The sequence below is a fragment of the Paenibacillus sp. J22P59 genome (assembly GCF_059383895.1).
Genome location: NZ_JBXENX010000011.1, coordinates 91,849 through 104,750 on the forward strand (window position 1 = coordinate 91,849; position 12,902 = coordinate 104,750).

General features: G+C 42.7%; 8 protein-coding genes and 1 pseudogene. 7 read left to right on the forward strand and 2 right to left on the reverse strand.

The genetic code is table 11. The features are described from left to right. Positions 1-6 precede the first annotated feature (6 nt). Positions 7-1,260, reverse strand: a complete 1,254-nt coding sequence (locus AC50YO_RS19085; protein WP_494849722.1) for an ISL3 family transposase — start codon at positions 1,258-1,260, stop codon at positions 7-9. 872 nt (positions 1,261-2,132) lie between these two features. Between AC50YO_RS19085 and AC50YO_RS19090 the strand changes: the two are divergent. From AC50YO_RS19090 to AC50YO_RS19110, 5 genes and pseudogenes are all read left to right on the forward strand, one after another. Next, a pseudogene (locus AC50YO_RS19090) lies at positions 2,133-2,364 on the forward strand (IS5/IS1182 family transposase); the annotation flags it as partial. A gap of 266 nt (positions 2,365-2,630) precedes the next feature. Continuing rightward, entirely contained in the window at positions 2,631-4,448 is a 1,818-nt protein-coding gene (locus AC50YO_RS19095) for a type I restriction-modification system subunit M (protein WP_494849723.1), read from the forward strand. Then, positions 4,445-5,740 carry a restriction endonuclease subunit S gene (locus tag AC50YO_RS19100; protein ID WP_494849724.1) on the forward strand — a complete coding sequence of 432 codons (1,296 nt, stop codon included), beginning with the start codon at positions 4,445-4,447 and terminating at the stop codon, positions 5,738-5,740. The genes AC50YO_RS19095 and AC50YO_RS19100 overlap by 4 nt, the downstream gene beginning before the upstream one ends. Beyond that, on the forward strand, positions 5,740-6,333 hold the full coding sequence (locus AC50YO_RS19105; protein WP_494849851.1) for a DUF4145 domain-containing protein: 594 nt from the start codon (positions 5,740-5,742) through the stop codon (positions 6,331-6,333). Before AC50YO_RS19100 ends, AC50YO_RS19105 begins: the two co-directional genes overlap by 1 nt. Before the next feature lie 2 nt (positions 6,334-6,335). Next, positions 6,336-9,287, forward strand: a complete 2,952-nt coding sequence (locus tag AC50YO_RS19110; protein WP_494849725.1) for a type I restriction endonuclease subunit R — start codon at positions 6,336-6,338, stop codon at positions 9,285-9,287. Positions 9,288-10,152: 865 nt separating this feature from the next. Here AC50YO_RS19110 and AC50YO_RS19115 read toward each other — a convergent pair. After that, positions 10,153-10,731: an RNA polymerase sigma factor gene (locus AC50YO_RS19115; protein ID WP_494849726.1), complete on the reverse strand. Its 579-nt coding sequence runs from the start codon at positions 10,729-10,731 to the stop codon at positions 10,153-10,155. 276 nt (positions 10,732-11,007) lie between these two features. On the opposite strand from AC50YO_RS19115, the gene AC50YO_RS19120 reads away from it, so the two are divergent. Both AC50YO_RS19120 and AC50YO_RS19125 read left to right on the forward strand, forming a co-directional pair. Continuing rightward, positions 11,008-11,406 carry a hypothetical protein gene (locus AC50YO_RS19120; RefSeq protein WP_494849728.1) on the forward strand — a complete coding sequence of 133 codons (399 nt, stop codon included), beginning with the start codon at positions 11,008-11,010 and terminating at the stop codon, positions 11,404-11,406. A gap of 120 nt (positions 11,407-11,526) precedes the next feature. Continuing rightward, the gene (locus AC50YO_RS19125; RefSeq protein ID WP_494849729.1) at positions 11,527-12,585 is read left to right on the forward strand and encodes a beta-glucanase/beta-glucan synthetase; all 1,059 of its coding nucleotides are present in this window, start codon (positions 11,527-11,529) and stop codon (positions 12,583-12,585) included. The last annotated feature ends 317 nt before the right edge of the window (positions 12,586-12,902 follow it).

Here is a 12,902-nt window from a genome sequence, read left to right on the forward strand (position 1 = left end):
AAAACCCTATGCTCGACGTGCTGCGAGCGTTGGAAGCCGTAATTTGTTTGCTGTCATGTAGACCATTGCAATTAAGTTTCCAACGTTGCGGTAGCCGCGTGCTTTTCTCTTCGATGCCTGGACGAGGCCGTTTATTCCTTCCAGCAATCCATTGGTCATTTTACTGTGGAACCAGCGAAGAATACCTTCTTCGTGGCGTTTAATCGTCTTTGCTAATTCCACCATGGGTTCTAACTGCGAGCGTCTGGCCCAGCTCATCCACTCCCGTAAATAAACATCTGCTAAGAGATGTGGTTTGCCCCAGAGGTCTTGCAAAGCCAGTTTTAACCGGTATGCTCTACCTGTTTTCAAATGGCTGTCTTTGAGATGGTGGTCCAGCTCTTCCTTCTGTTCGTGCTTTAAATTCACTTCATTTTTCAACCACAGATACTTGGTTCGCTTGAGCTCAGGTGCTTGCTTTTGCTCTTCTCTGCGTACCTCATCCACCGCCTCATTGACTAGCTTCATGACGTGGAATTTATCAAAGGTAATCTCGGCTTTCGGAAATTGGTCCTGAATGCCTCGAATAAAGGCCGGGGACATGTCACTGCATATTTCTTGAATTTGCGCAGTATCTACGCCACTTTTCTCTAGATGGTATTTGAATTTGGCCAAAGTTTCTTTGCTTTTACCTTCCGTTGCAAACAAGACGATCTTCGTATCCACGTCGACAAATAGCGTAATGTAGCGATGGCCGCGCCGTGATGACGTTTCGTCTACGGCAATTCGTTTCACTGCAGTCAAATCCACTTGTTCCATTGCTTGATTCACATAGTGATGGAAAATTCGCCACATGCGTGTGTCGTGCTCGCGTAGTTCCCGAGCCGCAGCATTGACTGGCATTTCAGCCATAAGCCGCATCGCCCATGCATCGAATTGGAGCGTGAAATGTGATTTGGGGCGTGACCATTTCACAGGTACAAGGGTTACTTTCTTACAGCTCGTGCAGTCGGTTCTTGGCACACGAGCATGAATGTACGTCTTCCAGTTCCAAAAATCCAGATGACGCCAGTCTTTCTTTTCCGCATCATACGCTTTGCATGAAGCACCGCACGAGGGGCATACAAAGAGGGCTCCACGTTCAAAGTCCAGGAATAAGTGCCACGCTTCGTCCTTGTCATCATATTCAATATGGGTTAGTTTCCATGGCTCTTCGAGTTCTAACGCGATTCTAAACATATCTGCAATCATGTTATCTTTGTTACTAATTGGCGTCCACATCGTCATTACCACCCTAGTTAAAGTTGTTAATTGGTAGTATTGACATTTTCCCTGCGGAACAGACTTAGCCATTCACAGTGGCGAGGAAGCATTAGTTTTAAAGAGAAGTCATATGACGAACTTGTGGTAGAGTAGGTTTGATGGAGGGCATGACTACTTGCGATGCTTAGGTAGTTTGGAGGGCTATGATGAACTTTCAGAATGGCTGATAGAGTAAGATCTTCTTCTTACTCTGAGAATGTGTTAATTGTTTCTCACGGACCATTACATAGATATAGTTTGTTGAGGTACCAAGAACTTCAGAAATTTCATTAATATTTTTACGCAATCAAGTCTCTTTTACTCCTACAATTTGCATATCGACAAAAGCCTGCAGATCTTCTTGGTAAGGCAGTAATACTATTTCCACAGGGAAAGGTTGAAGCACGGCAGTATTTAGAAGCAAATGCGGATACGTAGTATATCATAGCTTGGTTCATATGTAACTCTAGTAAGGATTCTGGGGATCATGGGTATTTACACGTAAAGAATTGGATGAAGAGTTTCTAAATTATGAAAACGAATAAGAACGACAATTGGTGATATATGAACGGAAGTATTGGTGTAATCCTTATAAGAAAAAATAATAAGGACTTGCAGAACTTTTGGAGTTGAACTACCTAATTGTTTATAGTGATGTATTTTAATTCACATGTTTACCCATGATTAAAGGTCATACATAGGGCTTGCCGAACGACTGGAAGTGGTTGAAAATTAAAAATAAACAAGGGTATTGGCTCTTTTTGTCGAATTAATCATATGTAAAGGAATCTTCTGAAATAACATAAAACCTTTGTAGATGGAGCGGACGTGTGTTCAAACCAACCTAGCAACTGGAAAATCAATTGATTCTGCCAGGTGACTTCTTCCTACCATTCCGTGGAAAGCTGGATGAAGAAAATCGCAAGGTTCAGTTGGTGCAGCTGGAGCCGTGGGCAGCGGTCGCGAAGAAATACATTCCGAGGTCAGCAAACGTTCAGTTTGCGGATGGGACTTTGCGCGCTCATCATTCAAGAGAGAATGCAGCTTTCCGACCGAGAGACCTTAGTAACGATCAGCAAAAATCCCATACATGCTATAATAAATACTTGCTGAGCTGAACGAGATTATCGCCGCGGAAGACACAAAAAACGATAATAACGGCGACGACAGTGGCCCAGCGGCGGTATCACAAATACATGGAAACGGGTAAAAAGAGCGCCGTTGATCCTTAAGCGAACAGTCAACGTTGGTTTCCGAAGTGCAAGTTGAAGTGTGAAGTGGGCTCAGGGATACGTTCAGGACAAGCGGCAGAAATAAATTACCATAGATGCTTCGGAGGAGAACAAACGATGGATAACAAAACCCACAACCAAATAGTCAGTTTCATATGGGGCATTGCAGATGACTGCCTGCGAGATGTATATGTACGCGGCAAATACCGCGATGTTATTTTACCCATGACGGTCATCCGTCGCTTGGATGCCGTGCTTGAAGATACCAAAGAAGCTGTTCTTGATATGAAAAAGATGCTGGACGCGGCGGGCGTGACCAATCAGAACGAAGCATTGTGCAATGCCGCCGGACAGTCTTTTTGCAACTCATCGGAATTTCGTCTACGTGACTTGACGAGCCGTGCAAGCCAGCAGAAATTAAAAACTGACTTTATCGCCTATTTAGACGGCTTTTCGCCAAACGTGCAAGAAATTCTCGAAAAGTTCAAATTCCGCAACCAGATAGACACGATGATTGACGCGGACATTCTCGGTGCAGTAATTGAGAAATTCGTGTCTCCAAGCGTTAATCTCAGCCCACTCCCTGTGTTGGATGATACAGGCGGTGTTCGCATACCCGCGCTGGACAACCACTCGATGGGAGTCATTTTCGAGGAACTTATTCGCCGCTTCAATGAGGAAAACAACGAGGAAGCTGGGGAACACTTCACTCCCCGGGACGTTGTAGAGTTGATGGCTGACCTTATTTTTTTACCTGTTGCCAACCAAATAAAGGACTCTACATATTCCGTGTATGACGGCGCGAGCGGCACCGGCGGTATGCTCACTGTGAGCCAAGACCGCCTGCTTTCTCTTGCTGAAAAGAATAACCTCACGGTGTCTATTCATTTGTTCGGTCAAGAAATCAACCCCGAAACCTATGCCATCACCAAGGCGGATATGCTGTTAAAAGGAGAGGGTGCGGAAGCGGACAATATCGCGTTCGGTTCTACACTGTCGAGCGAAGGCTTTCCCTCCAGACAGTTTGATTTTATGCTTTCCAATCCCCCATATGGAAAATCATGGAAAACTGATGCGGATAGGCTCGGCGGCAAGAAAGGTATTCAGGACCCCCGCTTTGTTACATCTTTCGATGACAATCCCGAATTCTCGATGATTCCGCGCGTAAGCGATGGTCAGCTTTTATTTTTGCTTAATAACGTGGCCAAGATGAAAGAAACCACCGAAATGGGTTCGCGCATTGCCGAGGTTCATAACGGTTCTTCATTATTTACGGGTGATGCAGGGCAAGGAGAAAGCAATGCTCGTCGCTATATGATTGAGCGGGACTTGGTAGAAGCGATTATTGCCTTGCCGAACAATATGTTTTACAACACGGGCATAGGAACGTTTATTTGGGTGCTCTCCAACCGCAAAGACGCGCGGCGCAGGGGCAAAATACAGTTGATTGATGCTACCGAGCTTAAATCTCCGCTTCGCAAGAATCTCGGGCAAAAGAACTGCGAGCTAACAAAGGCGTTGCGTGAGCAGATTCTGCAATTGTTCCTTGATTTTGAGGAGAACGAATACAGCAAGATTTTTGACAACAGCGCGTTTGGCTATTGGAAGGTTACCGTTTTGCGTCCGCAGTTGGGGGAGGACGGCAAGCCACTCCACGATAAAAAAGGTAAACTCGTGCCGAACAAAGACCTGACCGATACTGAACAGATTCCGCTCGACTACAAAGGCGGTATTGATGCTTTCATTAAAAAAGAAGTTTTACCTTACTCACCCGATGCTTGGGTTGATGCAAACAAGAACCAAATCGGTTATGAAATCAGTTTCACCAAGCATTTTTATAAGCCGGTGCAACTCCGCGAACTCTCGGAAATTGTAGCAGATATTCGGGCGTTGGAAGCAGAGACCCATGGGCTACTGGGAGAGGTGCTGGAATGAGTTCTTATTCTACTTATAAACCCATAACATTGCCATGGCTTTCTTCTGTGCCAGCCCATTGGGATATGATACGTAATAAGGTAGTTCTGAAGGAATCAAAAATAACAGTTGGCGGTGAGTCATCAAAATTTACGCTCCTGTCGTTGACAAAGGGTGGCGTTATCATTCGCGACTTAACGCAGATGAAAGGTAAATTCCCTAGCGATTTTGGGACATACAAAACGGTAGAAAATGGGCAAATAATCTTTTGTTTGTTTGATATAGACGAAACGCCACGAACGGTCGGATTGGCAAAGCATCAAGGCATGATAACGGGTGCTTACGATGTTTTCACTCTCAACGGTGTAAATCCACGTTTTTTTGAATATTATTATCTATCGCTTGACGACGTGAAAGCAATGCGTCCGCTATACACTGGATTGCGGAAAGTCATTGGCATAAACACTTTTATGCAGACGCATTTCCCCCGACCACCCCGCGCCGAGCAAGACCAAATCGTGCGTTATCTCGACTGGAAGATGTCGCAGATTAACAAGCTAATAAATGCAAAAAAGAAGCAGAGTGCGTTGTTGCAGGAGCAGAAGCGAACATTCATAAATCACATTCTTTCAAAAAGCAGCGATACTTGGCATAACTATCGTGCGAAGTACCTTTTTAAAGAGCGAAACGAACGTTCAGAGCATGGGAACGAAACCCACCTTTCTATGAGTCAAAAATATGGCTTGGTAAGCGATGAACTATTAGACGAACGGAGAATGCTGTCTGAATCCTACGTAGGTGGGAAAATCTGTTGTGAAAATGATATTGTGCTTAATAGACTCAAAGCACATTTGGGTGTTTTTGCACTTGCCTATCAAAAAGGCGTTATCAGCCCAGACTATACTGTTTTACAGCCGATTACGACAAAAATCCTTCCTAAGTATGCTGAGTATTACTTAAAAAGCGATGTGTGCAGATACGAGCTGCGCATAAGGGTTCGCGGTGTCGTCGAGGGATTTTGGCGGCTTTATACCGAGGACTTTAACACAATTACAATGCGAATTCCAACACTTGACGAGCAGAGAAAAATCCTACTTTTGCTTGATGGTGAAAGTGAACGCATCGAGAAACTTGCCAGCACACTCAACAACGAAATCGATCTCCTCCACGAATACCGTACTCGCCTCATCTCCGATTTGGTCACAGGCAAACTCGACGTGCGCGGCGTTGTTATCCCCGATTATGACTTAGAGGAAACCGCGGTTGTGGAGGATGATTTGGAAGATAGCTTTGAAGAGGCGGGTGATGAGTGATGCTCGCAATAAAAGAATGGATGTGGGAAAAGCCAAGCAAGCGAGAACGAAAAGAAGTAACTTTTCGCTGTCCGTACTGCAACGTTATTGTCCGCACAACTGCCGACACAAGAATTGTTGATACTGAACTCGGTGCGATAAAGTATCACATTTTCAAGTGTTCGCAGTGCTGTATGCCCGTAACGATAGGACAAGACGGCAACATAATTCCGCCGTCTCTATTCCTGCCGTTTGAAGATATAAAACATCTGCCAGATAAGATTGAAAAGATGTATGTTGAATGTAGGAAGTCTTTTTCTACCGAATGCTACTATTCGGTCATAATGGTCGCCCGCTCTTTGATGATGCATATAGCAGTAGATAAAGGCGCGGCTTCGAAACTTAACTTTATTGAGTATGTTAATTTTTTGGAATCCGAGGGACATATATCGCGGAGCAACCGTACTTGGGTTGATAAAATAAGGAAACTCGGGAACTATTATATCCACGAAATAGACGTGGCAACAAAGGTAGAAGCAGAGCGAACGATAATCTTCGTCAGCCAATTGCTAAAAAATGTTTACGAACTGCCACAAATGGCGATGGAGGTTTGAATATGCCAACGAATAGTAAAGAATCCGGGCTTGAAACCCTTATTGTAGATTGGCTCATCGCTCAAAACGGCTACGAGCAAGGCATAAACGAGGATTATAACAAAGAATACGCTATCGACGAAACGCGGCTATTTCGCTTTTTAGAGGAGACGCAGCCCAAACAACTGGAATTGCTTGGGGTTAAGCAAAGCAGACATAAGTATAGTCAGTTTCTTGGCCGATTGCAGGGGGAAATCGCCAAGCGTGGTGTTATTGACGTTCTTCGTAACGGCCTGAAAATTTATCCCACAAATCTTGTTATGTTCTACATGACGCCATCTGAAAAGAATTCGGCTGCAAAGATGCTGTTCGAGGAGAATATTTTCAGTGTCACCCGCCAATTGCAATACAGTAAGGATAACACTCGGCTCGCTTTAGATTTTTGCGTATTTATAAACGGTCTGCCCGTCATCACCAGCGAGTTGAAGAACCAGCTAACCAAGCAAGACGTGGAAGATGCCGTTTATCAATATAAGACCGACCGCGACCCAAAGGAACTTCTGTTTAGTTTCAAACGGTGTATGGTGCATTTCGCCGTGGATGACGCAAGGGTGAAGTTTTGCACGAAACTCGCAGGGAAAGCGTCGTGGTTTCTACCGTTTGATAAAGGCTACAATGACGGCGCGGGCAATCCGCCCAACCCCAACGGCATAATGACCGACTATCTCTGGAAAGAAATACTTACAAAATACAGCCTCGCCAATATCATCGAAAACTACGCCCAAGTGGTGATTGATGAAAATAAAAAGACAAAAAAGAAAACCGAAAGGCAGATTTTTCCACGATACCATCAACTCAGTGTTGTTCGGTCTTTGCTTGCCGATGTTCACGCCAATGGCGTCGGGCAAAAATACCTTATCCAGCACAGTGCGGGCAGCGGTAAGTCAAACTCCATTGCGTGGCTTGCTCACCAGCTCGTAGGTCTTGAAGTGAACGGCGTTGCGGTGGTGGATTCTGTGATTGTGGTTACAGACCGTGTGAATCTCGATAAACAAATCCGTGACACTATCAGGCAGTTTATGCAGGTGTCGAATACCGTGGTGTGGGCTGAGCATTCGGGAGATTTGAGGGAAGCAATCGCCGGTGGTAAGAAAATCATTATAACGACTGTACACAAATTCCCGTTTATTTTAGACGACATCGGCACAGCGCATAAGGGCAGAAAATTCGCTATTATCATAGACGAAGCGCATAGCAGTCAAAGCGGTAATATGTCTGCATTCATGAACGTCGCCCTCGGTGGCGATTTTGACCCCGAAGCCGACACAGAGGACAAAATAAACTCACTTGTTGAAGGGCGCAAAATGCTGACCAACGCCAGCTATTTTGCCTTTACCGCCACACCCAAAAACAAGACGCTTGAAATGTTCGGCGTTCCCGCTCCGCAATCAGACGGTACGGTTAAGCATTTTCCGTTCCACAACTATTCGATGAAACAGGCTATCCAAGAGGGATTTATTCTGGACGTGCTGAAATACTATACGCCGATAAAGAGCTTCTACAAGTTGGTAAAGACTGTAACCGACAATCCCGAATACGATAAGAAAAAGGCACAGAAGAAACTCCGGGCCTATGTGGAAAGCGACCGATTTGCTATTGCCACTAAGGCTGGCATTATGGTCGAACATTTCCACGACAGCGTCTGCCGCAAGATTGACGGCAAGGCGCGGGCGATGGTTGTCACGAGCAGTATTGAGCGGGCAATTGAATATTATTACGCCATTTGCAGTTGCCTCGAAGCCCGAAAGAGTCCCTATAAAGCCATCATCGCCTTTTCGGGTGACAAGGAATACGGCGGCAATACGCTGAACGAGAGCCTAATTAACGGCTTCCCCAGCAAGGATATTGAAGATGTGTTCGCTGAAGAACCCTATCGTTTTTTAATAGTTGCGGACAAGTTCCAAACCGGCTATGACGAACCACTCCTGCACACAATGTATGTAGACAAAATTTTGACCGACATTAAAGCGGTACAGACCCTCTCCCGTTTAAATCGCGCAAAAGAGGGTAAGTTTGACACTTTCGTTTTAGATTTTGCTAACGAAGCGGAAGATATTGGCGATGCATTCTCTCGCTATTATCGCACAACAATTCTATCAGGCGAAACAGACCCGAACAAGTTATATGACTTGATCTTAACAATGGAAAAACACCAAGTCTACACAGAAAATCATGTGGACGGTTTTATTGACCTTTATCTCGGTAATGCGGAGCGCGATAAACTCGATCCGATTTTGGACGCTTGTGCCATCAATTACAAAAAACTTGATGAAGATGGACAAGTCGAATTTAAGTCTTCTGCAAAAGGATTTGTACGAACATATGGATTTCTCGGTGCGATACTGCCTTACGGTAATGCCGAATGGGAAAAGCTGTCCATCTTCATAAACTTATTGCTACCGAAACTTCCGTCACCGAAAGAGGAAGATTTGTCGGCGGGTATATTGGAATCAATCGACCTCGATAGCTATCGTGCGGAAGCCCGCTCTATGATTTCAATTCAGCTTGAAGATGATAATGCCCAAGTTGCCCCTGTTCCGACTGGCGGAATCAGTGGCAAGCAGCCACCTGAACTTGATATGCTTACGAACATATTGTCAATTTTCAACGACCTGTTCGGAAACATCGACTGGAAGGACGCGGATAATGTACGGGCACAGATACAGCGTATTCCGGGCATGGTATCAAAGGATACCAAGTACCGAAACGCTATGAAGAATTCTGATAAGCAAAACGCCCGTATGGAGAGCGACGCTGCCTTACAACGAGTGATTTTTAGCATTATGGCTGATAATATGGAAATGTTCAAACAATGGGGCGACAATCCGTCCTTCAAGAAGTGGCTAGCGGATATGGTTTTCAACGTGACATATAACACCGATGGCAAACCTTTTAGTGGTGAGGTTACGGTATAAATAAAGAACGAAAGGGCGTTCCTCAAGGGGGATATGAAGTATTTATTTTAAAACTTATGCCCGAAGTGACTATAACCGATATCGCGGGAATAGGTCGCTCCCCACATACGATGCATATGCCTGGAAAAGTGTTTCCAAGCACATTTTTATTGGATAAGCATCAATTGTAAGCTTGGCTGTCCAAAGAAAGAGCAGAATCACACGACTTCTGCTCTTTTTTATGTTAACATTTTTGCTAATATGGCTCCGTGCATCTTCCTTAACATAGAGCTCGTAGAACATAAAGAGTGACTTTAAGCCGCATGATTAAAGGATTATACATTAGCTTTTCGTGATGTAGAAGAGGGGGCACGAAGGACGGTTCAGAACTAAATCCTGCGGTGGATGGCCACTATACGGGTTAAATTCCGGTCCTCAGCATTCAAGGATAAGTAGCATGAGTCCTGTGGTATCTGATAGATATACAGGACTTAGGTACCCACTATTCGCAACTTGAACAAAAAGCCGGATGAGGAATTTTTGTTGTGTATAGAACCATACAAACTTGTTGACGACTTGTTGACGAACATCGTCAACAAGCAATCAAACTCAAACAGAACGAACACTATGCTATGGTTAAAACCCTTATAAATCAAGGGTTTTAACCAACTAACACAGAACCCAAACAACACCTACATGTTCCCGCATACGGTTCATGTGGAGTGTTGCGTACTGTTAGTCAAGAACGACTAATCGTTGAGATGTATTGGCGAAAATAATAAGTGAGTATAGCGCCTATCAAGTTGAAGAAAAACCCTACGTCATTTTCATAACGTAGGTTTTTTCTGTTCCATTTTAAATAGCACAAATATCTTAATACCTCTTTCTATACGTCATCCTCAACCCATTTCTTAGAGAAGTTTTGTAATAGTTTTTTACGCGCCCTGACTAATAACTGTGCAGAAGCTTGTTCGGAAATATTAAGTCGGTGAGCGATTTCTTTATGCGATTTGCCCTCTATGTAGTACATTAGCAAAACAAAATGATACTTTGTTTTTAAATCCTTTAGGGAGTCATGTAACATTCCATCACGAAGCTGCTCTTCAACTAACTCAGCTACATTTAACTCGTATGTAGGTGGAAAACCATTAAGGTATTGATATTTTACGATATTTGGATCCGCAAAATAACGATATCTTTTATCTTTCTTGAACATGTCGTAAGCGGTATTTCTAGACACCTTCTTGATCCATGCTTTTAAATTCACTGGATGTTGTAATGTAGATGCTTTGGTAATTACTTTTATGAAGGCTTCTTGTACAACGTCGTCTGCTAGTTCATGGTTCTGAAACAAAATGTAAATATCTTTATAGATTAATTCTCGGAATGACTGGTAAATCAATTCTTGTGCCGATCGATCTAGATAATAAAAATTACATCGAACAAAAGATAGCCATTCCTCCATATTACTTGAAACCACCTCCTTTGATACATATTGTATCAAATAGAACGTAATTTTGGTTAATGATCAAGAAATAAAATATAAAAAAATCGTCATGTTTTGTTAGTGGGAGTCGTTTAGGTAGCAGATCAGCCCACAAGGTTGCTATATCATCTTGCTCTGAAAAAGATAAGCGTAGCTGACAATTAATAGGGAGGTGGTATTTTATCTATGGTTGTTTGACTGGGCTAATTTAGTCTGGTGGCATTCAAAAATCAAAAAAATCGAGGAGGAATTATTATGAAATTCAGTAAAAAAGTATTTGCCCTTGGTGCAGTTGCGATGTTGAGCGCATCTTTATTTTCAGTGTCAGCATTTGCAGACGTACAGACTAGATCGACAAATGGATATGGAATTTTAAAAGGAACGTTAACCAGTACAGCCTACACGGCATCTTTTATTACAAATGTAACTTCAAATAATGATCAAGCATACTTATCATACTCTTCGTCGGTTCAAAATTCATCGGGTTCAACCATTGCTACGAAACCACAAACCAATAGTTCAAGAGGAATATCAACATTCTATGGTTCTCATGTTGGTCTTCCGACAGGTTCCTATGCTGTTAATGGAACACATAGTGTACAAGGTGGAAACACATATGGCGCATATGCGGTTTATACGTATGTACGCATCTAAGATTGATTAATAGTTAGAAAGAAGAATGTTTAGACCGTGCAGATAAAGCATATTTTCGTATTTATCTGCATTGGTATAAGCATCTTCTTTTTTTATTTATAGAACAAGGAGAGTATTTAGATGAAAAAGCTACGGGGCTTTAAAGGGACAATCTCTTTTATGATTTTTACAATATTGATTGTCGGCTGTTCTACGAATAATGCGAATAGCTTGCATTCGGAGGTTTCTCCTAGCAAAACAACTCAAACTCAGAATACACCGGAAGAGAATACAGTTGTTAAAGGCAGTTTATTTCATGGTTTTTATAATCCCAATCTTGATGAAAAAGGAAAAATGCTCCCTTTACAGTACAACGGTGGTGAGTTAACGCTTAATTATTCCGTGCGAGCTTCGGGGGATGCCAAAAATGTCGGTTTTCTTATCTTTGTTGATGGAAAACCGCAGCCCTACAAATTGAATAAACCCACAGAACCCTATAAATATCTGCATACGTTACAGTTAAAGGAGGATGATCAAGACACACCATTCGCATTCTTGTTTACTCCGATCACAGGGAAATCAGGGGATAATCTTCATGTTAGCATTATAAGTGTGTATAACCCTTCTTTTATTCCGGATATGAAAGAGACGACATCCTATGGAGGTTACCAAACGGCGTTGGAAACGGGCACGGAATTAATTTTTAACCAAGACACAGAAATGCTGGATATTGTAGCTCTTTCGCAACAAGAGGGATTAAGTAATGTTCACCAGTCAATGGAACTCGTGACGGAGGATTTGCTGAAGATACATAGTGTGATGGAGAAAGTTGATATAGAAGCATTGGAAAAGCGTGTGTTTAGTGACTTAGCTGTGAACGGTGAAACAAAACAAGACAATTTTAAGATTAATAAAAGTGGAAAACTTAAAATTACATTCAAGCTTTTTGGTCATCCTGAAATAAGATATAGGAATACGTTTTATATTAACCATAAAGCCCTAGCTAATGAGGAAGTCAGTTCATTCGAAACCGTTTTATCTAAGGGGAATGTGGTTGTTATTGATGCTGAAATTGAATTAGATAAGCTAGAGGATTTCAATACGTTTTATGTGGTTTCTGTACCTATTAATGCGAATGACTTCCCGGATCATATAATAATAGTTCAGAAGACTCCATCTCTACTACTATATAAGCAATAAGAGGTAAGTGAAGATGAATGGTCAATTCGCTCAAAAAAAATTCCGCAATGAGAACTTCGCAGGTTGAAGAGAACCCCACGTTATTTATCATAACGTAGGGTTCTCTTCTGTTTTTGTATCATAAATTCTTCTGTGCTGATTGTGGCAAGCTCTATGTAAGTTTAATATCGAGTATTCCAGCTTTACAGGCAATGAAATATTGAAAGATTACGTTCAAGAAACGTCACTCAAACAAACGGCTGGGACAATGGGTATACTTACAAACAGAATCAAGTTATTACTGAATCTGATGTGGATAAAGAAGAGTTTTATATTTT